Below are 21393 nucleotides of genomic sequence, written 5' to 3'. Positions count from 1 at the left end.
TTTTTTCGGGTTAAAGTGTGACCAATGATTTTCGAGTCATAGCTTTAGGTTGCTCAATATTCATTAGATTAAGGATGGTAGGTGCTATATCACCCAATATACCATCTTTGATTACTGTTTTATCATTATTAATTAAAATAATAGGAACAGGATTGGTCGTGTGAGCTGTGTTTGGCGAGCCGTCTGGATTAATCATAGTTTCACAATTACCATGGTCTGCAATGAGTATCGTTGTGTAGTCCTTTTCGAGCGCAGCTTCTACAACATCTTTAACACAAATATCAACAGCCTCACAAGCTTTTATTGCTGCTTCCATAACTCCTGTATGACCAACCATATCTCCATTTGCAAAATTTAAGCACACAAAATCAACTTCTCCTTTTTTAAGCTCAGGCACTAATGCATCACGAAGTTCGTAAGCACTCATTTCTGGTTTTAAATCGTATGTCGCTACTTTTGGTGAGTTTCTTAAAATTCGAGTTTCTCCTTCAAAAGGTTCTTCTCTGCCTCCTGAAAAGAAAAACGTTACATGCGGATATTTTTCAGTTTCAGCAATTCGTATTTGTGTTTTATGATGTCTGGCTAATACTTCTCCCAAAGTTTCGGAAAGGTTATCTTTATTGTAGATAACTTTTATGTTTTTGTACGATTCATCATAATTAGTCATGGTTACATAGTATAAATCAAGTTTATGCATGTTTTGCTCATGAAAATCATGTTGTGAAAGTGCTTCCGTAAGCTCTCTACCTCGATCTGTTCTGAAATTGAAAAAGATGACAACATCACCCGATTGTATTTTTGCAACTGGTTTGTTGTTGTCATTGACCATTATAATAGGTTTGATAAATTCATCAGTTATATTATCGTCATAACTGTTTTGAATAGCCTCTGTAGCATTTTTCGAATAGTTACCAATACCATTCACAATTGCATTATAAGCTAATTTTATACGTTCCCAGCGTTTATCTCTATCCATTGCATAATAACGACCAGTAAGAGTAGCAATTTTTGTATTGGTGTTTTTAATGTGAGATTCTAGAGATGTTATGAATCCGAATCCTGATTTTGGATCCACATCGCGACCATCAGTAAAGGCATGAATATAAGAATGTTCAACCCCAGAATTATTTGCTGCATCAACTAACCCGAATAAGTGATTAATGTGTGAATGTACACCTCCATCACTAACCAAGCCTAAAAAATGAACGGCTTTATTATTTGTTTTAGCATATTGAAATGCTTCGACTAATTCATGCTCATCTTTTAATGTGTTGTTTTTAACAGCTAAGTTGATTTTAACTAAATCTTGATATACAATTCGACCTGCACCAAGGTTCATATGTCCAACTTCACTGTTTCCCATTTGTCCTTCAGGTAAACCAACATGAAGCCCATCAGTTCTTAAAGAGGCATTAGAATATTTTTTGTAAAGTGAGTCTATATATGGAGTGTATGCATTATCTATAGCAGAAACTTTGGGGTCTGGTGATTTTCCCCAACCATCAAGAATCATCAAAACTACTTTTTTATTCATGTTCTCATATTTAAATTCAAAGATAAAAGTTATATACCGAAATGGTTAAATAAGCGTACAAAAAAATCTACTTTAAAATTACTTTAAACAATGATTTAATAGGTGTTATGTAGATTTAAAGAAATGTATTTGTCTTAACATATTTGTTTACAAATAGTTAAAAAAATGTTATTTATAGTTTTTTAGTGTAACACTTCTTGAAATATATCGTCTATTTAGTATAATCAAAAAACAAATCAATTAATTTAAAATCTTTCATCATGAAAAAATCAGTAGTTATCGTTGCAATTGCAATGGCATTTTCAGTAACCGCTTTAAATGCAAAAAATGTTATTAGTAATACTTCTACTTATGAAGTTGTTACCAAGAAATCAACAGTTAATCCTTTTTGTATGTCTATTGTAAAAGGAGATATTGAAACTGTGAAAAAGTTAATAGACTTAGGAACCGATGTTAACAAAGTTTCTAATGGGCTTACACCTGCAATGTATGCAGCGAGGTATAACCGTTTAGATATTTTAAAACTTTTAGTTAAAAATGGTGCTAAATTGAATGTTAAAAGTGACAAAGGAATGACTGCTGAAAAATATGCAGAGGCATCAAATGCTAAAGATACTTTGTCTTATTTAAAAAGTTTAGAATCTTAAAAAAAACAAGTTATTAGGAATAATGACAATTATTTGAGTTAGTTAAAAAAAGACGCTTTATTTTTAAAGCGTCTTTTTGTATTTTTCGATAGAGGCTCTAATTTTTTCAATTCTATTTTCTGGATCAGGATGTGTGCTTTGAAACTCAGGAACACGATTAGGACCAGCAGCAGCTTTTAATATTTCCATAACATCAATCATCTCTTCAGGTTGATATCCTGCTTTCATCATAAACTTCACACCTAAATCATCACTTTCTAGTTCGTCTTCTCTACCATTTGTTAATAAAGTGTTTTGACCAATACCACTAACTAAGCCGCCTATGTCACCTCCAACAGATCCAGCTGTTACTAAGCCTTGCCAATATTCACTTTCTGCTATGCGTTCAGCACTATGGCGACCTAGAACATGACCAATTTCATGCCCTAATACACCTGCAAGCTGATCTTCATTTTCCAATTGAGAAAATAAGGCGTATGTGATAAATATCTGACCACCAGGTAATGCAAATGCATTAATCGTGTTTGGGTCTGCTAATAAGTGAAACTCATATTCATAAGGCGTTTCTCTAGCGATACTGCTAGTAATTAATTTATGACCAACGTTATCAACTAAAGCTTGATATTGCGTGTTTGGATGAAGACCTCCATGTTGTTGTGCCATGCCAGGAGCACTGGCAAGTCCAATCTGTATTTCCTTATCTGGAGACATCGATATGGTTTGCATACGACCTGTGTATGGGTTTTCCTCACGTTGACTACATCTTTTGACAACAAAAAATAATGCGATTGCTAAACCAATTAATAGTCTGATTTTAAAATTTTTTCCTCTCATGGTGTTGGTTGTTTGTATATTAAATTTACAAAAGTTCTGGATTAATATCCATAATATTATGGTTCAAGTAATTGGAAATGAATTCTTCTGAAAGATACCTGTTTCCTAATAAATTTTCGTTAGCCACAATATCTTTAATATTCAAGCTTTTGTATTGTGATAAATACATACTTGAAAGAGGTTTATAACTGTAATGCCATGGTTCATATTTAAAGCCTTTACGATGTGGTGCATTCGTATATACCAGATTAAATCCGAAAGTATTTGCATATGCATCCATCCAAAGTTTCAATTTTCTGTAACAGCCATTTTCTTCAAAATGTCTAGCCTGTAATACAGATGAAGGTCGCGTTACATTAGCGTCAATAATATCTATATCTGTAGCCCAATGATGCCTAGAGGTTCCTGGTATGGTCGAGTATTCTATAATTTTATTAATGCTTTCTAAAGGTGTTAATCCTTTGTTGATGTTTTGATTGTATTTACGTTTCCAAATTCTGTTTTGGTGGTCATAATCTCTATAACTAGACACAATTTGAATCTGAATGTCACTTTTAAGTGCCTCAGTTTGCAGTTTTGTGAAAGCATTATAAGCTTCTTTTCTTAATTTGAATCCTTCTCCATAGAGATCAGGATTCCCTTTGCCAATCAATTCTTCATAGCTAATTTGAGTTACACGAGTTTGAAATGCTAACTGTGGTAATATAGATAATTTAAGCCCTGAAGCTAAAGTTGATTTAATAAATTGCCTGCGTTTCAATGTGTTTTAGATAAATGTATGAGTGAATTTACTAATTCATTTTCAGTTAATAATAATTATACTCACTTTTATATGATGTCTTTTTAGTTTCAGATTTAAAGGGTTTTCTTTAATACAAGGCGTCATATACGAATACGATAATTAACGAGCGATAAATGATCGGAAGCCATTTTAAAAGAACGTATTACAGATAATGTTGTTGAAATTTTAGACTATCATTATATTAAAAGCAGCAGATTTAACTTTGAAAAGAAGAGTAAGTTTATATATATTTGCGCTCAGAAAGCGAGAGTAGCTCAGTTGGTAGAGCGTCAGCCTTCCAAGCTGAATGTCGCCAGTTCGAACCTGGTCTCTCGCTCTAAAAGCTTCATCAAAACGATGAGGCTTTTTTTATCGTAATGTATCTAGCTTAGTATCAGGTTGAACCTCATAAGGTGTTTTGTTGTGCTCGAAAATACGAGCAGTAAGTTTACCTTTCAAAACAATAGAATCACCTTTAACAGCTAACCAGCTTCCTTCACGTATTCCAACGACTGGTTGTGTATTAAAAGCATGAAATTCTTTAATACGGGTTTCTCTCGTTTCACCTTTATGTGTGCTTGTTGGATCTGGATCTAAATAATGAGGATTGATATTGAAAGGCACAAAACCAAACGTTTTAAAACTTGGAGGATAAACGATTGGCATATCATTGGTCGTGTTAACAGTAAGTCCGCAAATATTGCTTCCTGCACTTGTTCCAAGATATGGAGTCCCAGAGTTAACAGCTTTTTTAATTGGCTCTAATAAATCATTTTTATAAAGCTGATTTACCAACACAAAAGTGTTGCCTCCACCAGTAAAAATTGCTTTGGCATTTGCAATGGCTACTTTAGGGTCTTTAAACTCATGAATGCCTTTTGCAACTTTCCCTATTTGACTAAATGCTTTATTAACGTTTGAGGTATATTCATCATGGGTAATTCCACCAGGTCTTGCGTAAGGAATGAAAAGTATTTCTGAAGTGTCCTTAAAAAAAACAGAAAGTTCTTCTAATAAATATTCCAGAGGACCACTGCCATGAATTGTAGATGTGCTTGCGATAAGGATATTTTTCATTGGTATTTTATTAAATCAATTATAGGTCTATTTCAAACTTCATTTTATTTATCGTAAATTTAAGTAAACCTTTAATTTAACAAAAGTTTACAAGGCTTTATGTTGAAATTAAGTCAATAGAAATTATTTTTATACTAAATAACTAACCTATGAAAAAGCTATTACCAATATTACTGTTTTGCATAAGTTTTTGTGCGATATCTCAAGATGTTAGACGTGTCATTGTCGAAGGGAAAATCATTGTAGAAGGTAATGATATTGAAGGTATAACTGTTTATAATACGTCATCAAATAAGGGAACGGTTACAAATGAAAATGGTGAATTTACTCTTGCTGTGGGCTTAAACGACTTTATTGAAGTAAGAGCTTTACAATATCAAAATTTTGATTTTAAAGTTAGCGAAGCTATTTTAAAATCTAAGCGAATTCGCTTATTTTTAATAGAAGAAATCAATAAGCTTGATGAAGTTTTAGTTATGACTAAGGGGCTTTCTGGAGATCTGGATACAGATATTAGCAGTGTAAAAACATTTAACCCAAAATTAGACGCGCTTTATTTCGGAATTAAAAGGAGTGATGAGTATGAGTTTACAGACGATAATCGATCTGAAATAAACAATATTGCTATGCATTCACAGTCGCAAACTATGGTCAATGGTTTAAACATTCGTAATGTTGTAGATCAATTATTACTGCCACTGTTCAGGTCAAAAGTCAAAGATAAAAAGGCAGCTGGAATTCCAGAAGTACCTGCGAGTGCTATTAAATACTACTTTGGCTCAACCTTTTTGGTCGACAATTTTGATATTCCTGAGCATCGTGTAGAGGAGTTTATACGATATGTACAAGAAGATGAAAACTTTGACTTCACCTTGCTTAACTATGGTAAAGAGCTACAGTTTCTTGAAGTGTTGAATCAGAAGAGCCAAACATTCTTGAATAACAAAAATGATAAAGATTAAAAATACTCTTTTTTTAATCTTATGCTTGTTTAAGTTTGTTAGTGTCTATTGCCAATCTATTGAAATTCAAGGGAAAGTTACTGCGAGTTCTGATATAGATCGTATTCATATTATAAATAAAACAGCCAATACGTTTACCATTACTAATGATGATGGTGAATTTATGATATCAGCATCTATTAACGATACTGTTTTAATATCTGCCATTCAGTATAAACCTTTAGAGGTTTTTGTCACACCTCAAATTATTCAATCAAAATATATATCAGTTGAACTCACTGATAAAATCACAGAATTAGATGAGGTTGTAGTAGGTAAGATTCTTACAGGTGATTTGCTTTCAGATATTGAGAATAGTAATGTTAAACGTGATATAAATTTTTATGACTTGGGCATTCCAGGATATACAGGAAAGCTAAAAACACAGTCTGAACGACGACTGCATGAAGCAACTACAGGAGGAGGTTTGGTGCCTTTAAATCCTTTGCTTAACTGGTTGTCTGGTAGAACTAAAAAGTTAAAAGCGCAAATTGCCAGAGAACGTATTGACAAGGCCATGAAAGAAGTTAGGTCTGAATTGTCTGAAATGTTATTTGACATAGATAACTTAGAAGAGTCAAAGCGGATTGAGTTTTTTTATTTTGTTTCAGATGATCCAAATTTCTTACCTTTAAGTAAAGCTGAAAGTGACTTAGTCATGTTAAAGTTTTTACAACAAAAGTTAGAAGAATTTAAAACTCAACTTGAAAAGGATTAAACTCATATTGGTTTCAATTATCGCTTTCCTAAGTGTTTTTTCTGTGACTTCTCAAACCATTGATTTAAAGGGTCAGGTTGAAGCAAGTTCAGAACTTGAAGGAATACATATTTTAAATGTTTCTGCAGAAGAGTACACCATTACAAATGATAAAGGTGGTTTTGTAATTTCTATTCAAATTAATGATACCATTTTGATATCTAGTGTTCAGTACATCCCAAAAACGATACTGATTACTCAAGATATTTTTGTTTCTAAGTTTATAATTGTAAATCTCGAAGATCGAGTCAATCAATTAGATGAAGTTGTTGTTGGTAAAGTTCTTACAGGCGACTTGTTATCTGATATAAAAAATAGCGATGCAGAACCTGATCTTAACTTCTATGATGTTGGTATTCCTGGTTATACAGGAAAACCTAAAACCCAGAAAGAACGACGTTTACATGAAGCAGATGCTGGTAAATTTGTATATTATTATGGATTGATTGCTACAATTAATATTCATAAAATTTTGAATAGAATTTCTGGACGAACTAAGAAATTAAAACGTTTGGTTAGATTAGAAGAACAAGATGCTTGTATGAATAAAGCTATTTCAGAAATGTCTGATGAACTTTTTGGACATATAGAATTACAAGAAGAATTAAAGGTAGAGTTTTTCTATTATGCTTCTGAAGACCCTAAATTTTTAGAGGTTTGTAAGCAAGACAGTGATATTAAGCTTTTTGAGTTTTTAATTGATAAACTTCTGGCTTTTAATATTCAAGTTGAAAGTGTTGATGATTAAAATTGAATACCTATGGAAAATAATTTAACGATCAATTTCAATCCAATCGAAACATCTTAGTATATTTGCATTGTGAATATATTAGCAACATTTTTATTTATAGGAACCACAGAGGTCATGTTCATACTATTTATAGCTGTGATGGTCTTTGGTGCAGATAAAATTCCTGAAGTTGCTAAAGGTCTGGGTAAAGGAATGCGTAGTTTAAGAGACGCATCTAATGATATCAAATCTGAAATTAAGAAATCATCTACCGAAGGAAATAAAATAGAAACTAATGTCACTCAAGACATTAAAGAAGAAATAACCAAGGTTAAAGATGAAATTGAAGACTTCTCAGGATCTATAAAAAGAGAACAATAAACGCTCTATTTTTTTCTACTTACGGTCAAACCATCTCGAATTGGTAACATCACTGTTTCAATCCGGCTATCATTCTTTAAAAGTGTATTGAAGTCTAAAACAGCTTTCGTAGATGTATCTTTTTCATCAAGAGGCTCAATAACTTTTCCATGCCAAAGCACATTGTCAGAAAGAATAATACCTCCAGGATTTATGTTATCTATAATCAAATGGAAATAATTTGAATAATTAGGTTTATCGGCATCAATAAACACGATATCATAAGTGTGTTTTAATTTGGGAATAATATCTAATGCACTTCCTAAATGTTGGTGTATGCGTGCTCCATATTCAGACTTGTCAAAGTATTTGCGCTGAAAATCCATCAATTCCTCATTGATGTCGATAGTATCAATTCTTCCTTCCGCTTGTAATCCTTCAGCAAGACATAGTGTAGCATAACCTGTAAATGTTCCTAACTCTAACACAGTTTTAGGTGATTTTAACTTTGAAATCATACTCAGCACTCGACCTTGATAAGGACCACTAAGCATAATAGGTTGTAAAATTTTCTGATAGGTTTCTCTGGTAAGTTGTTGTAGTAATTCTGGTTCTTCTTGAGAATGTGCTACAACATAGTCGTCTAATTTTTCAGGTAAAAAATACATCTCATCTAAATTGAACTACAAAGTAAATGATTTTAACTTAGATAATCTTAACCGATGACTTTGAAATGAGATTCTTAATTAATTTCTTATCTTGTATTGACTTAAAAAACCCAAGTAGTTAATGTCTTCCGTACCTCAAAACCAACTAAAAAAAAGGCTTAAAATAGTCCTTAAACTTCTTTTACTACTCTATGTTTTAGTTGGAGCTTCTCTTTATTTTTTACAAGAAAAGATGTTGTTTTTGCCAACTAGTCTGGCTCAAGATTATCAGTATGAATTTAAATATCCTTTTGAAGAGTTATTTTTAAAAACGGCTGAAGATGTCTCCATAAATGCAGTTCATTTTAAAACTGAAAATCCGAAAGGAGTCATTTTGTATTTCCACGGAAATGCTGGAGATTTAAGTCGTTGGGGAAATATTGGTGAACATTTTGTGTCGTTAAATTATGATGTGTTTATTATGGATTACAGAACGTACGGAAAGAGTACAGGTAGACTACATGAAGAAGGGTTTTATAACGATGCAGAATTTTGCTATAATTACCTTCTAAAATCTTATTCTGAAGAGGAGATACTAGTATATGGTCGCTCATTAGGAACAGCAATTGCTACTTATTTAGCATCCAGACATGAGCCCAGACAACTTATTTTGGAAACTCCATATTACAGTATTATAGATGTTGCAAAGAATCGTTTTCCTGTCTTTCCAGTTACAGCATTGTTGAAGTATGAGTTTCCATCTAACGAATTCATAAGCAATGTAAATTGCCCAATCACTATGTTTCACGGAACTGATGATTCTATAATTCCTTACAGTTCTGCTCAGAAGCTAAAGTCTGTCGCGCCTCAAAATAATACCTCATTTATTACTATTGATGATGGAAATCATAATAATTTGATGAATTTTGAAGCCTATCGTGAAGGGATTTTAAGCCTCTTAAGGTAGAAGTGTTTTAGGACTTTTATAGTTTTAAATAGGATATAAATCACTGAAATTCCTGACACTACTATTAGAACCAGTAATACGATTGAAATTTTAAACCCTAAAAAGGGAACTTTTCTAACATCATCCATAAAACTAGTGTGTTTCATCAGATAATGCGTGCTGGCGATTGAAAGTGAAAAAAAGAATACGATCAGGAGAACTTCATTGAGATCTTTCACAATTGATGATTGACTCTTTACATATAAATAAATGCCTGCTATAGTTGTAATAATGATACTGAAAAGAAAAACTCTAAACATCTCTTGCGTGTCTTCATAAAGGCTACTGTTTTTGTGATTTGTTTTTAAACAGCTTTGACAATATTCCTTGTTGTTATGAATACAGGTATGACACATACCACGTTTGCAGCTTTTACAATGCTTTTATAAAAACAAATTAGGATGTGTATGGCAAAAATATAATGCTTTTAGATTATGATTGCTCATGTAGATTGTTGATGAACAGATGAACAAAAGTAATTAAAAAAAGCTTCAGAAATTTCTGAAGCTTTTTTGTTTCTAATCTTAATTAAAAAGATTTAGTTGTATTATCCATTAGGATTTAGGATAGCATCAATACGCTCTAAAGCATCAGCTATATGAATTCGACTCATAGCATCAGCTCCTCGAGCAGATCGTAATTGATTGCGTAATGATTTCAATTCAGCTCTAACTACAGCTCTAATATCAGACTGACTTGTGTTTACAGCTGTTGCTTTTATATAAGGACTAGGTGAACGTCCGCTTTGGTTTTCAGCAGTCATTAAATAACCTAATCTGTCAATATGTGCACGTTGTAAATTACGTCTGTACGTATCTATTTTCTTACCAGTACGCAATTCACTCCAAATACCTTGACGCAAATCTTTCATCATATCAGTAAGCGCATAGGCATCATTACCATTAAACGTTTCTGCTTCAGTTAAACGTTGCATTTTACCTAAACTCATAATGTTTTTTAATGTTCTTTCCTGTAATGCTCTCACACGCTCAACAGAACCTGAATATTCAATACGATCAAAAATAGTTTTATCAATTAACCAATCTGGTGTATCAAACAAGTTTTCTTGTAGAAACGTCATAGCACGTTTTTGATGTTCCTTAGGAACAGGAGTATAAACAGCACCTGGCTGATCTGCAGCTTTGTAATGTTCATATACACCACCAATATTATTAGAAACATGTCCCATATAACGATTAAACTGAGATAACACATGACCATACATTTCTTGTAAGTCGTCATAATCTTCACCAGCTTCAGTGGTCCAGTTTATTAAGTTAGGAACAATACGTTTTAAGTTTTTAATTCCGTAATCACTTGCAAGCATTGCATCGTCACCTAAATCTTCAGTTTGTGAACTTGGATCATGAATATCACCAACTTGTTGATGACCAAAACGATACTTAGGATCTCCAGCATGTTCCATTATCCATTGGTTCAAAATTGGTTTTTCTTCTTTAGCAGTTTTGTTCAAAATAGGTCTGTAACCCCAAGAAATAGCATATTTATCATAAACACCAATATTAGGCATTAAAGCCACACCTTCATCACCTGGTTGAGCTACGTAGTTAAAACGAGCATAATCCATAATGGATGGTGCTGTTCCAAATTCTTGAGTGAAAGCAGCATCTCGCAATTTTTCAACAGGATAAGCCACACTACTTCCCATGTTATGTGGTAAACCTAAGGTATGTCCAACTTCATGAGCAGATACAAAACGGATTAAGCGTCCCATAACTTCATCTTTAAATTGCGGGCTTTGAGCATCTGGATTAATAGCAGCAGTTTGAACAAAGAACCAACCACGTAATAAGGTCATAACGTTGTGATACCAGTTAATGTCACTTTCTAAAATTTCGCCAGTTCTTGGATCGCTAACATGAGGACCATTTGCATTTGGAATTGGTGATGCCAGATAACGCACTACAGAATATCGAACATCTTCAGGACTCCATTCTGGATCTTCTTCAACGGTTGGAGGATCTTTAGCTATAATAGCGTCTTTAAAACCTGCAGCCTCAAAAGCAACCTGCCAATCTTCAATACCTTGTTTGATATATTTACGCCATTTTTCTGGAGTAGCTCTGTCAATATAGTATACGATTTGTTTTTTTGGAACAACTAACTCGCCACGTTTGAATTTTTCGATATCCTCATCACGGACTTCAAGTCTCCAGCGATCTAGATATTCCAGCGTTTTGCTTTTCTGATCTTCTAATCCATAATCTGTTTGCTGACTTGTAAACCATCCAACACGTTCATCAAAATAACGTCGTTTCATTGGGTTTTCAGGGAGTAAAATCATAGAGTTGTTTATTTCAATAGAAATACTTCCTGTACTTGAATTAGATGGAGGAGAGCCAGCAGCATATGTTTTTACGTGTCTAGCTTCAATGTTTTTAGGATAACTTTTAATACTCTCAATGAATGATTTATCACTTTCTAAACGTGTTACTTTGTATGGTCTTCTTCTGAAATTAGGTAAACCAAGAGATTTTACATCTTTTTCAAATAAAGGTGTTACGTCTACAACAGTACTTGTTGAGTCTTTACCAATAGCTTTGATAGGAAATGTAAATAATACAGGTTCAAAATTTGAATTTTCAACAGCTTCACTCACAGGAAGTGAATCTGCAGCAAATACATTATAGGATACCACGCGTAAGATTACTTTTTTCCCTTTTTTCTGCCAACGTAATACTTGTTCATTTTGCTTTCCGCCACCAAAGCCTAAGCCACTTGCAGTTTTAGCAATACGAGTTACCATAAGCATTTCGCGCTCAAAAAGAGAATCTGGAATTTCATAAAAATACTTCTCATCTAGAGAATGAACTGTAAATAGACCTTTATCGCTTTTTGCATCTTTTGTAATGACTTTGCTAAAAGGTTGAATGTCATCTTTGCCAGGTTTTTTTGCTGGTGTTTTAGCGGCAGCAGTAGTTCCTTTTTTTGATTTGCTTGCTTCTTTTGTTGAGGAACAGGATACAACAAAAAATACTGAAACTACAAAAAGTAGTTTATAGGAGAGATGTTTCAAGGTAATTGAATTTTAAATTAGTACGTGAAAATAAGAAATCCTAGCTGAGTTACCTTTTCAAACTTTATTTTTTAATACTTTTTTAACGAAAAAAAGCCACTTTAAAAGTGACTTTTTAAAAATATGGTTTAGGTTATTTTATTCTAAAGAACTTAAATAATCTAATAATAGAGCTACTCCTTCATCATGAACAATGGTTGTTCCAATTAAAGGCATTCCGTATTGTGGAATTGTATTTTGAATTCTAGCTTCAATACTATTTCTTTTTTGGTAAATATTAGATTCTTCGTATGCTGTTTCAAATGCCAGTCTTAAATTAGATTCTTCAGCACAAAATCCACCTTCAATATGACAATGGGCACAATTTATATCCATATATGCTCTGGCACGTCTTTCTAATCCTAAACTTGTATCTTCCCAGTTTGGTAAAACACCAACAGTAGATGGATCAGATAACCCATCAAGCATATTGTTATCTATTAATGTTTGTAACTGATTAGAACCATTAACATTAAAGTTTAGTGTTCTCAATTTTGGACCAATAGGAGTGGTTTGCGAATTATTACTGTGACAAGTAAAGCAATCAGTACTTGAAGGAATTTCGTAATCAATACTTTGAGATTCACCTTCAGTATTTACCCAAGTTACAGGAACCACAGCGCCATCAACATCTAATGTTGCATCAGTTTGAGCTGCATTCCACTTATAATTTCCAAGTTCCCAGGAGCCATTTATTTTAATGAGTAATCTAGTCTCAATAATATTTTTTCCTTGAGATAAATCAGTTTCATTATTGTTATAATAAAACGTTTTAGCAATTACAGTATTGTCAGGAAACATAGGGAAACCATCACCATTGAACGTCATTTTTTCTCCTTCTGGTAATGCAATTAAGCGTTGTTTGATTGCATAATCTGTAAATAACTTTGAGTTTAAATCGTAATTAAAAGCAAAAGGAGACGGTTGTAAATCTCCCAAGTTTCCAGAGAATAAATTCAATTCAGATAGGTTTTGTCTAAATTCTGGAATAACAGGTAAAGTGGCTGTAGTAAAACTATATACGTCTGAATACATACTTAAATTATCTGTATTACAAACTGCCTGAATGTAAACATCATAAGTGGTTTCTGCTGATAAATTTTGTAATTCTGTAGTTGTATCGCTTGCAATAATTATAGTTCCTGATCCTATTGTAAAACCTGAAACACCGTATTCAATAAAGTATGATGCAGCATTGTTAGGATCGCTCCAACTAATCGTAGCATCAGTTGTAGTGATGTTTTCTGCTAAAATATTAGTTGCTTTATTGCAGGAATCTATGGTGTCGTCGTCGTTATTACAGGCTAGAATTAAACATGCAAAGACGAATAGGAAACTAAATTTTTTCATAATTTGGGTCTATTTTTCTGATTAATAGCTGAGTGCTAATGTAGTAAAAAAGTTTTTTAGCAAAACATAAAATCGATATGAAGTTATGTTTAACCTTTGAAATAAAGCAATTTAGACTGATTCAAAATTAATTCCTGTTAAACTTAAACTCTGAAATTAACATGGCATGATCAGAAGCATTATTTTGAAACTTAATGAGTTGAATAGGTTGGTGTTTATGAGATAACCAAAAATGGTCTATCTCCAATAAGGGAATGCCTAAAGGCCATGTTGCTGTAAATCCGTTGTTATACTTATGGAAACTTGTAAAATTGTTTTTTAATTCATTAAAATAAATGCTTTCATAGACGGAGTTGAAATCACCAGTAATAAAATCGACAGTTTCTCTTTTTGCAAAATCAGAAACAAATGTCATTGGTCTCTTTTTATTTACTAATAAATTTGATGTAAGGTCTGTCACTATAAATTTAATTTTTTCAGATGTTGTAGTCACTTCTAATAGATTTGCTTTATAGCTATCTTCTTGATATTCAAAATTTAAGAAGACTATGTTTCCCTTTGCAGCAACAAGCATTGCTCCTTTTAAGATTGTGAAATTATAGTTTGGTAAAGCGCTTTTTAAGGCATTTAAATTTTTAAGAGTTTTTTCAGGAGCTTCAACAAAAGCTAAAATTTCTGGCTGATAATTGTTCACTTTTTCTGAAATGATATCAACAGGTAGTTGGTTTCTTTTTGCTAAATTCCAGTAGAGTATCTTTGTAGTGTTTCCTTCGTAATTTGTATTCGTTTGAAAATAATAATTATCGTACCAAATGATTGTAAGTACTGTAAAAATTGCTATTAATGAATAGCGGTACCATTGTCTCTTGTAAAATAGAATAATTAAAAAAACAGTAATGCCAATGATGATAATTAATGGAAAACCATAGAAGAAGATGCTTAAAGGAAAAATTCTGTCTTTTAAAATAAAATGGATAATCAACAAAAAAGCATATCCTATTAAAAGATATGCTTTGTAATTTTGTTTTAATATCATACTGGTTTGGTTCTAAAACTAAAAACAGTTATTGGTACTATTTATTGAATTTCAACAAACAAACCCTCATCATTTTTAACAACTTTTGCTACTTTTTTACTCGTTAGACCTTTAATAGTTTTGTCCCATTTTTTGTTGCTTAAACCAGATTGAGTTTTTAAATCGTTTAAATCGATAGGTGAATTAGATTTAAGCAATTCAAATACAGCTTTTTCTTCTTCAGTCATTTCAACTTGTTTACGTTCTGGACGCATTTGAGGAAAAAATAAGACTTCTTGAATCGATTGATTATTGGTTAAAAACATGATTAACCTGTCCATTCCAATTCCCATTCCAGATGTAGGAGGCATTCCGTATTCTAAAGCGCGAAGGAAATCATAATCGATAAATTCGGTGGCTTCATCATCACCTTTTGCGGCTAGTTTTAGTTGGTGTTCAAAACGCTCACGTTGATCAATTGGATCGTTTAGTTCAGAGTAGGCATTTGCAATTTCTTTTCCGCATACCATTAACTCAAAACGTTCTGTTAAGTCTGGATTATCGCGATGTTCTTTGCACAACGGACTCATTTCCTTAGGATAATCTGTGATAAAGGTTGGTTGAATGTAATTGCCTTCACATTTTTCTCCAAAAATCTCATCAATCAGTTTTCCTTTACCCATGGTGTCATCAACTTCAATTCCCATATCTTTTGCAGCCTGACGAATTTCAGCTTCAGATTTTCCATTGATATCAAAACCTGTAAAATGCTTAATAGAATCTGCCATGGTTACACGAGCATAAGGAGCTTTGAAATCGATTTTGTGTTCGCCAAAAGTTGCTTCAGTTGTTCCGTTAACAGCTTTTGCACAATGTTCTAAAAGACGCTCACAAAACTCCATCATCCAGTTGTAATCTTTATAGGACACATAGATTTCCATAGCAGTAAATTCTGGGTTATGCGTTCTGTCCATACCTTCATTTCTGAAGTTTTTAGAAAACTCATAAACACCATCAAAACCACCAACAATCAAGCGTTTTAAATACAATTCGTTTGCAATTCTCATGTATAATGGAATATCTAAACTATTGTGATGCGTAATAAAAGGACGTGCAGCAGCACCTCCAGGAATGGGTTGTAAAATTGGCGTTTCCACTTCAAAGTAACCAGAGTTATTGAAGAATTCACGCATGGCATTAAATAATTTGGTGCGTTTGATAAAAACGTCTTTCACATGTGGATTAACAACTAAATCAGCATAACGTTGTCTATAGCGTTGTTCAGCATCTGTAAAAGCATCATGCACTTTTCCTTCAGCATCTACACGTGGTTGAGGTAATGGCTTTAAAGCTTTACTTAAAAGTGTAAAATCTTTAACCATGACTGTTTTTTCACCAACTTTAGTGGTAAATAATTCACCTTCAACACCAACAAAATCACCAATATCTAATAATTTTTTATAAACATTGTTGTATTTGCTTTTATCCTCACCAGAACAAATTTCATCTCTGTTAAAATAAACCTGTATTCTACCAGCACTATCCTGTAATTCTGCAAAACTAGCATTGCCTTGAATACGGCGAGACATTAATCGACCAGCAATAATGACCTTTTTTCCTTCTTCAAACATATCCTTAACCTGTTTTGAAGTGTGATTTACTGGAAATAAATCAGCAGGATAAGGGTTGATGCCTAAGGCTTTTATTTTGGCGAGTTTTTCGCGACGTACTAATTCTTGTTCAGAAAGCTGCATGCTAAATGTATTTTAAAACTGCAAAATTACATTATTTACAAGAATTAACGTAAAAAAACCACTAGGTTTTGTAATCCTAATGGCCTTCTTATTTTTTATGATTTTAATGTTTAACCAAGGCATCAAGATTTTTTATAAGATCCTCATTGTCTGGAAATTGCTTTATGGCTTTTTTGATAATTTTTACGGCTTCATTTTTATAGCCATTAATGCCTAATGTATTTGCTAGGCTCATATGAGTTCTTGGATTGTCTGGAAATAATTCTGCATTTAACTTAAAGACTTCAATAGCCTCATTAGTTCTATTGGTAGAATATAAGATGCGACCATAAGTATTGAGTTCATACATGCTGCTAACTTTACCGTCAAAGGCTTTTACTAGTTTTTTACTCTGTTTTTTCAACCCGTTTAAACCCTCTTCTATTAAGATGCTATTGATTTTAGCAACGATTTGATAGTTGGATTGATATGTATTTGAAGTTATAATGTTCAAGACGTCTTTCTCTAAAGATTCAACTGGATGCTCCACGATGCGATTGATTTCTTTCCTGTTTTTATAAAAAATGAACGTTGGCACACGATGAATATTTAATCCTGCTTCATAATGGTTCGGACTTTGTTTATACATGTTAGATTTTTGGCTCAATGCTATGACAGTGAGTTGTTCTTCTGGAAAATTACAAGCTTCTAAAATTTTATAAAAGCGAGGAACTTCGAGTTTGCTGTCACCACACCAAGTTCCCATGAATAACGTGATGTGATAGTCTTTAAGCTTGGAACCGATGGATTCTATTGTAGCTTGGTCTACCTCATATGCTTCATGGTTTTTTGAAAACCAGTCATTATAATTTTTGGATGTTAATCCCTTTTTGTCAATTTTTCCAAGTAAAAAAGGGGTGTCGTCATTAATGCTTATTTCATTATTGATGTCTTGAGCCATAGTAACAAATGAGAATAATAGAGCTACTGGAATTAAAGTGTACGTTCTCATTGTTTTTAGTTTAAAGCGATTTTAGTTTTGGCAATGACATTTCCTTTAATGCGTAATGTTTTCTGCTTATTATCTGCGTTTGAAATGACTGTTATTGATTTCGAGAATACGCCAATTCGATTGGTTGCATACTTGATATCGATGGTTCCAGATTCGCCAGGTAAAATAGCTTGTTTAGGATAGGTTGGAACTGTACATCCGCAGGTTGTTTTTACTTTAGAAATCACAATAGGAGCTCGACCTCTGTTGGTGAATTTAAAAGTGCGTACACCATTATCATTTTGAGCAATCGTGCCATAATCGATAACTTCTTCGTCAAAATGAAAGACACCAATGTCTTCGATTGTGCCTAATTCTTGTGCGAAATTATTACAGCTAAGCAGCATAACGTATAACATGCTTAGTGCAAAAATGATGGGATTGATTTGGCTTTGGTTTTTAATACCTGCTTGATGTTTCATGTCTGTTCGTTTTTTGATTGTTACGATTACAAACATCAAGGTTTGAAATAGAAAAAGAGGGTTATTAAGGGTTGGAAATGAGTACTAGTACTAGGGTTGAATTTTATAACTATCTGTTAAACAGCGACTTTAATTCATCTCTGGAATTAACACTTAGTTTTTTATATACGTTGTTAACATGAGTTTTTACAGTGCTAACACTTACAAATAGAGCTTCAGCAATATCTTTATTGGTCTTTTCGTCAAGCAAAAGCTCTAATACATTTTGCTCTTGTTTGGTTAATTGCTCTTTGGCATGAGCATGTTGTTTTTGCTTTCTTTGTTTTGCAGAAAACACAAACCAAAGATTTAATAAAACAGAAGCAATTAATAATCCGATAACTACATTGGTCCAATTAAAAGCAGATTCATTTTCCAATGAAGGAGAAACAATATACTGGTCTGAAGCTAATTCAGCTTTATATTGCCTGACGTAAGATGAATTAGGATAGTTTGCTTCCAGTCGTTCTAATAATTCATCATAATAACGATTCGTTTTAATATCTTCAAGATAATAATTGTGAAATTGATTACTCCTGTCTGATAAAAACGCGTAGATATAGAGTTCTGCCAGAGGTTCATCAAGGCTTTCACCATAATTTTGAAGTGTTTTGAACCATTTTTTGTTATTTAATTCTCTATTCGCTTTGCTTCTGAATTCGGTATAAGCGAACTTCATTTCATCTTTTAAAGAATCAATTTTTATAAAAGAAGCGGTTTTAGGGTTGTTAGAGACCACATCACAAAACATTTGCGCATCAAATGATAATGGAAATGTAATACTATCAGTACTTTTCGCAATAAAAAGAATGTCTTTACTATCTGTACAATGACCATCAAAGTGATTACTGCTTTGATTGTAAGATTCACAATTGTCGACATGAAGTTTATAGATTTTCTGTTGCTTGTCTAATTGATTTCCTTTAAACTGAAAATAGCCAGAAGAATCTGAATCTACTTTAGTAATAATTTGCTCATCATTAATGCCATCAAGTGTTCGGTAATCTTCAATTACAGATAAATAGACATTGCTTTGCCAACGCTCATTATCGATGTATCCATCAAATTGATGTTGAGCATTAACTAAGTTTCCGAAGAAAATAAGGGATGCTATTACACTTAAAAATCTCACAGCACTAAACTACTATAATTTCTGTTAATAGAAAATGTACTTCATTATAATTAACTTGGTGTAACAAATTCATAATGAATACGTCAAATAATTACATCATCAATCATCAAAATTAAAATTATGAGTTTTTGGAGAGTGCTTCTGGCTATTATTTTTCCTCCATTATCTGTTATAGGTAAAGGTTGTGGTTCTATTTTTATTGTATTTTTGTTGTGGATTTGTGGTTGGGTTCCTGGAGTTATTGCAGCCTTAATAATCTTAAACAATCCTGAATAATACTTGTTTTAATAAATTCTGTTTTTGACTTTAATCTAGTGATCTTTTTTCACAAGTACGTGTCTAAAAGAATCCTATAAATTATCGTAATTTTGTCATCTATGAATAAGACTGTTATAGTTAAAGATTTAGGGGTAAAAGATTTTAAAGATACTTGGGATTATCAAGAGCAGCTTTTTAAAGGAATTTTAGACACTAAAATCAGAAATAGAAGAGAAAGTTTAGGCTTGCCAACAGATAATTATTTTTTGTTTGTAGAGCATCCACATGTTTATACCTTAGGTAAAAGTGGTGATATGTCTAACTTGTTATTGTCAGAAGAACAACTGACTCAAAAAGGAGCAACATTTTATAAAATAAATAGAGGAGGAGATATTACCTATCATGGTCCAGGACAAATCGTCGGCTATCCCATTTTAGATTTAGATAATTTCTTTACAGATATTCATAAATACCTCAGATTTTTAGAAGAAATGATTATTCTGACTCTAGCTGAATATGGTTTAAAAACTGAACGTAGTCCAGGAGAAACAGGAGTGTGGTTAGATGTTGGAACACCTTTTGCTCGTAAAATTTGTGCAATGGGAGTTCGTGCTAGTCGCTGGGTGACAATGCATGGTTTTGCTTTAAATGTCAATGCTAATTTAGGATACTTTGACAATATTATTCCTTGTGGTATTAGAGGTAAAGCAGTGACCTCTCTTAATGTTGAATTAGGAATTGAAAAAGTGGATGAAACTGAAGTCAAAGAAAAGCTTTTAAAGCATTTTAGAGTCTTGTTTGAAGCTGAGTTTATAAGCTAAACTGTAACGCTATAATTTTTTTGGGATTCTACTAACCTTCCTCATTAAAAAACACTTTGTAAAAATGCATTTTTTTTTCCTCATCATAACCACGTTCTAAATATTCGGCTGAGGCATCAGGAGCATCGACATCCAGTTTAATTTGAATGTTGGTGTCTAATTTAATTTCCGTTTTAATCTTTTGTTTTTGCTTTTTTAAGACAATTTCAGAGACGTCAAACTGATTTCTAATCACAATGTTGTGGTCACTTTCATACCCTTTTTTATAGTCTTCAAATAGCGGAATAGTATCTTCTTTGTCAAAGACGTCTTCTTTAAACGATTCGATATTTACAATCTCATGCTCTTTAAAAAAGTCAACCGTTTTTGCTAAGAAATTACTTTGTTCTTGTCCGCCAAATTGAGGTTGCATGATGTCCTTGGAAAATTCGCGACACATCTCTATATAATTTTTGGTATGTTCGTTTGAATCGTCAGGATATTTTACATTCAAAAAGCTTTTTATCCAGTATTGGGCATCGTAATTATTGTGATCTACACTTAGTACGATTTTACCTTCTCCATCTGCAGCATTTAATATCAAACAGCCTTTGTCTACTTTTTTTGTAGCGATACCTTTTTGTGTGATGATATCGTAACTGCCATTCTCTAAATAGGTCTGAAAGAAATGCGATTTGTTTTCAACTTTAAATATACCAACAGCATCTGTTTGATAATCTTCATATTGCAAATCGCGAAACATACAAATAATGACATCTCCCGTTTTTATTTGAGCAGAATTTGATTGTTCAAATAAATGCATGACAATATGCTTTGAAGTCTCTATAAAGTTCGAGTCATCTTTGAGCAATTGTGAAGCGTAACTATTAATTTCATTGAGTTCCACATTAGAATGGTGATTAAAACGGTAGGATTCTGCTAAATTTGAAAAAGGACGTAGTAAATATGGTAAAATGAGGTCATAACTCATGTCGTCAAACTCAAGTTCCTGTTCTGAAAACGCATTTTTTGTGCTATTAAATTTGTTTCCTACTTTATGAAGAATACATTTTGAAATTGAGGCTTTTGTACGTTTAATCATAATAGAACAGTATCGTTTAGTTTAAAAAAGAATGTATGATG

At 32.7% G+C, this 21393-nt stretch carries 21 protein-coding genes and 1 tRNA gene; 9 read left to right on the top strand and 13 right to left on the bottom strand.

Annotation, left to right across the window (positions count from 1 at the left end):
- Positions 1 to 10: 10 nt before the first annotated feature.
- Positions 11 to 1534, bottom strand: a complete 1524-nt coding sequence (gene gpmI, locus ACRHNM_RS13715; RefSeq protein WP_431137217.1) for a 2,3-bisphosphoglycerate-independent phosphoglycerate mutase — start codon at positions 1532 to 1534, stop codon at positions 11 to 13.
- Between the two features lie 260 nt (positions 1535 to 1794).
- On the opposite strand from gpmI, the gene ACRHNM_RS13710 reads away from it, so the two are divergent.
- A complete protein-coding gene (locus tag ACRHNM_RS13710) occupies positions 1795 to 2181 on the top strand; it encodes an ankyrin repeat domain-containing protein (protein ID WP_431137216.1) in 387 nt (128 codons plus the stop codon).
- Between the two features lie 63 nt (positions 2182 to 2244).
- On the opposite strand, the gene ACRHNM_RS13705 is transcribed toward ACRHNM_RS13710, so the two are convergent.
- Both ACRHNM_RS13705 and ACRHNM_RS13700 read right to left on the bottom strand, forming a co-directional pair.
- Positions 2245 to 3015, bottom strand: a complete 771-nt coding sequence (locus ACRHNM_RS13705) for a M48 family metalloprotease (RefSeq protein ID WP_431137214.1) — start codon at positions 3013 to 3015, stop codon at positions 2245 to 2247.
- Between the two features lie 25 nt (positions 3016 to 3040).
- Positions 3041 to 3775, bottom strand: coding sequence for a M15 family metallopeptidase (locus tag ACRHNM_RS13700; RefSeq protein ID WP_431137213.1), 735 nt, complete (start codon positions 3773 to 3775; stop codon positions 3041 to 3043).
- Between the two features lie 285 nt (positions 3776 to 4060).
- On the opposite strand from ACRHNM_RS13700, the gene ACRHNM_RS13695 reads away from it, so the two are divergent.
- Positions 4061 to 4133: transfer RNA gene (locus ACRHNM_RS13695), tRNA-Gly, on the top strand.
- Between the two features lie 32 nt (positions 4134 to 4165).
- Here the strand turns inward: ACRHNM_RS13695 and pepE are convergent.
- Positions 4166 to 4873 (bottom strand): dipeptidase PepE, encoded by a 708-nt coding sequence (gene pepE, locus ACRHNM_RS13690; protein WP_431137212.1) that lies wholly within the window; start codon positions 4871 to 4873, stop codon positions 4166 to 4168.
- 149 nt (positions 4874 to 5022) lie between these two features.
- On the opposite strand from pepE, the gene ACRHNM_RS13685 reads away from it, so the two are divergent.
- The 4 genes from ACRHNM_RS13685 (at position 5023) to ACRHNM_RS13670 (ending at position 7742) form a co-directional block, all read left to right on the top strand.
- Positions 5023 to 5835: a carboxypeptidase-like regulatory domain-containing protein gene (locus ACRHNM_RS13685; protein WP_431137211.1), complete on the top strand. Its 813-nt coding sequence runs from the start codon at positions 5023 to 5025 to the stop codon at positions 5833 to 5835.
- Positions 5822 to 6592: a carboxypeptidase-like regulatory domain-containing protein gene (locus ACRHNM_RS13680; RefSeq protein ID WP_431137210.1), complete on the top strand. Its 771-nt coding sequence runs from the start codon at positions 5822 to 5824 to the stop codon at positions 6590 to 6592. Before ACRHNM_RS13685 ends, ACRHNM_RS13680 begins: the two co-directional genes overlap by 14 nt.
- Positions 6579 to 7379 carry a hypothetical protein gene (locus tag ACRHNM_RS13675; protein ID WP_431137209.1) on the top strand — a complete coding sequence of 267 codons (801 nt, stop codon included), beginning with the start codon at positions 6579 to 6581 and terminating at the stop codon, positions 7377 to 7379. Before ACRHNM_RS13680 ends, ACRHNM_RS13675 begins: the two co-directional genes overlap by 14 nt.
- A gap of 78 nt (positions 7380 to 7457) precedes the next feature.
- Positions 7458 to 7742, top strand: a complete 285-nt coding sequence (locus tag ACRHNM_RS13670) for a Sec-independent protein translocase subunit TatA/TatB (RefSeq protein ID WP_431137288.1) — start codon at positions 7458 to 7460, stop codon at positions 7740 to 7742.
- A 5-nt stretch (positions 7743 to 7747) separates the two neighbouring features.
- On the opposite strand, the gene ACRHNM_RS13665 is transcribed toward ACRHNM_RS13670, so the two are convergent.
- Entirely contained in the window at positions 7748 to 8389 is a 642-nt protein-coding gene (locus ACRHNM_RS13665) for an O-methyltransferase (RefSeq protein ID WP_431137208.1), read from the bottom strand.
- 121 nt (positions 8390 to 8510) lie between these two features.
- Here ACRHNM_RS13665 and ACRHNM_RS13660 point away from each other — a divergent pair, with 121 nt between their 5' ends.
- Positions 8511 to 9335, top strand: a complete 825-nt coding sequence (locus ACRHNM_RS13660) for an alpha/beta hydrolase (RefSeq protein ID WP_431137207.1) — start codon at positions 8511 to 8513, stop codon at positions 9333 to 9335.
- 586 nt (positions 9336 to 9921) lie between these two features.
- Here ACRHNM_RS13660 and ACRHNM_RS13655 read toward each other — a convergent pair.
- The 7 genes from ACRHNM_RS13655 to ACRHNM_RS13625 all read right to left on the bottom strand — a co-directional run bounded on the left by ACRHNM_RS13655 (position 9922) and on the right by ACRHNM_RS13625 (position 19192).
- The gene (locus ACRHNM_RS13655) at positions 9922 to 12411 is read right to left on the bottom strand and encodes a zinc-dependent metalloprotease (RefSeq protein WP_431137206.1); all 2490 of its coding nucleotides are present in this window, start codon (positions 12409 to 12411) and stop codon (positions 9922 to 9924) included.
- Between the two features lie 138 nt (positions 12412 to 12549).
- A complete protein-coding gene (locus ACRHNM_RS13650; protein WP_431137205.1) occupies positions 12550 to 13800 on the bottom strand; it encodes a fibronectin type III domain-containing protein in 1251 nt (416 codons plus the stop codon).
- A 127-nt stretch (positions 13801 to 13927) separates the two neighbouring features.
- Positions 13928 to 14836, bottom strand: coding sequence for an endonuclease/exonuclease/phosphatase family protein (locus ACRHNM_RS13645; protein WP_431137204.1), 909 nt, complete (start codon positions 14834 to 14836; stop codon positions 13928 to 13930).
- Positions 14837 to 14877: 41 nt separating this feature from the next.
- On the bottom strand, positions 14878 to 16569 hold the full coding sequence (gene lysS / locus ACRHNM_RS13640; protein WP_431137203.1) for a lysine--tRNA ligase: 1692 nt from the start codon (positions 16567 to 16569) through the stop codon (positions 14878 to 14880).
- A 103-nt stretch (positions 16570 to 16672) separates the two neighbouring features.
- Positions 16673 to 17560 carry a thioredoxin family protein gene (locus ACRHNM_RS13635; protein WP_431137202.1) on the bottom strand — a complete coding sequence of 296 codons (888 nt, stop codon included), beginning with the start codon at positions 17558 to 17560 and terminating at the stop codon, positions 16673 to 16675.
- Positions 17561 to 17565: 5 nt separating this feature from the next.
- Positions 17566 to 18021, bottom strand: coding sequence for a DUF1573 domain-containing protein (locus ACRHNM_RS13630; RefSeq protein WP_431137201.1), 456 nt, complete (start codon positions 18019 to 18021; stop codon positions 17566 to 17568).
- Between the two features lie 109 nt (positions 18022 to 18130).
- On the bottom strand, positions 18131 to 19192 hold the full coding sequence (locus ACRHNM_RS13625; RefSeq protein WP_431137200.1) for a helix-turn-helix domain-containing protein: 1062 nt from the start codon (positions 19190 to 19192) through the stop codon (positions 18131 to 18133).
- Between the two features lie 120 nt (positions 19193 to 19312).
- Here ACRHNM_RS13625 and ACRHNM_RS13620 point away from each other — a divergent pair, with 120 nt between their 5' ends.
- Positions 19313 to 19468, top strand: a complete 156-nt coding sequence (locus tag ACRHNM_RS13620; protein ID WP_431137199.1) for a YqaE/Pmp3 family membrane protein — start codon at positions 19313 to 19315, stop codon at positions 19466 to 19468.
- Positions 19469 to 19569: 101 nt separating this feature from the next.
- A complete protein-coding gene (gene lipB, locus ACRHNM_RS13615; RefSeq protein ID WP_431137198.1) occupies positions 19570 to 20271 on the top strand; it encodes a lipoyl(octanoyl) transferase LipB in 702 nt (233 codons plus the stop codon).
- Between the two features lie 31 nt (positions 20272 to 20302).
- Here lipB and ACRHNM_RS13610 read toward each other — a convergent pair whose 3' ends face one another.
- Positions 20303 to 21352: a nucleoid-associated protein gene (locus tag ACRHNM_RS13610; protein ID WP_431137197.1), complete on the bottom strand. Its 1050-nt coding sequence runs from the start codon at positions 21350 to 21352 to the stop codon at positions 20303 to 20305.
- Between the last annotated feature and the right edge of the window lie 41 nt (positions 21353 to 21393).

This window comes from Psychroserpens mesophilus (genome assembly GCF_050617655.1).
Lineage (GTDB): Bacteria > Bacteroidota > Bacteroidia > Flavobacteriales > Flavobacteriaceae > Psychroserpens > Psychroserpens mesophilus_A.
The sequence above is the reverse complement of the archived record's forward strand: the minus strand, read 5'-3'. Positions and strand labels throughout refer to the sequence as shown.

Coding starts and splice junctions, on each gene's coding strand:
- ACRHNM_RS13680 (WP_431137210.1), top strand. CDS start 5,822: ATGATAAAGATTAAAAATACTCTTTTTTTAATCTTATGCTTGTTTAAG.
- ACRHNM_RS13610 (WP_431137197.1), bottom strand. CDS start 21,352: ATGATTAAACGTACAAAAGCCTCAATTTCAAAATGTATTCTTCATAAA.
- ACRHNM_RS13620 (WP_431137199.1), top strand. CDS start 19,313: ATGAGTTTTTGGAGAGTGCTTCTGGCTATTATTTTTCCTCCATTATCT.
- ACRHNM_RS13685 (WP_431137211.1), top strand. CDS start 5,023: ATGAAAAAGCTATTACCAATATTACTGTTTTGCATAAGTTTTTGTGCG.
- gpmI (WP_431137217.1), bottom strand. CDS start 1,534: ATGAATAAAAAAGTAGTTTTGATGATTCTTGATGGTTGGGGAAAATCA.
- lysS (WP_431137203.1), bottom strand. CDS start 16,569: ATGCAGCTTTCTGAACAAGAATTAGTACGTCGCGAAAAACTCGCCAAA.
- ACRHNM_RS13630 (WP_431137201.1), bottom strand. CDS start 18,021: ATGAAACATCAAGCAGGTATTAAAAACCAAAGCCAAATCAATCCCATC.
- lipB (WP_431137198.1), top strand. CDS start 19,570: ATGAATAAGACTGTTATAGTTAAAGATTTAGGGGTAAAAGATTTTAAA.
- ACRHNM_RS13645 (WP_431137204.1), bottom strand. CDS start 14,836: ATGATATTAAAACAAAATTACAAAGCATATCTTTTAATAGGATATGCT.
- ACRHNM_RS13660 (WP_431137207.1), top strand. CDS start 8,511: ATGTCTTCCGTACCTCAAAACCAACTAAAAAAAAGGCTTAAAATAGTC.
- ACRHNM_RS13665 (WP_431137208.1), bottom strand. CDS start 8,389: ATGTATTTTTTACCTGAAAAATTAGACGACTATGTTGTAGCACATTCT.
- ACRHNM_RS13650 (WP_431137205.1), bottom strand. CDS start 13,800: ATGAAAAAATTTAGTTTCCTATTCGTCTTTGCATGTTTAATTCTAGCC.
- ACRHNM_RS13635 (WP_431137202.1), bottom strand. CDS start 17,560: ATGAGAACGTACACTTTAATTCCAGTAGCTCTATTATTCTCATTTGTT.
- ACRHNM_RS13710 (WP_431137216.1), top strand. CDS start 1,795: ATGAAAAAATCAGTAGTTATCGTTGCAATTGCAATGGCATTTTCAGTA.
- pepE (WP_431137212.1), bottom strand. CDS start 4,873: ATGAAAAATATCCTTATCGCAAGCACATCTACAATTCATGGCAGTGGT.
- ACRHNM_RS13705 (WP_431137214.1), bottom strand. CDS start 3,015: ATGAGAGGAAAAAATTTTAAAATCAGACTATTAATTGGTTTAGCAATC.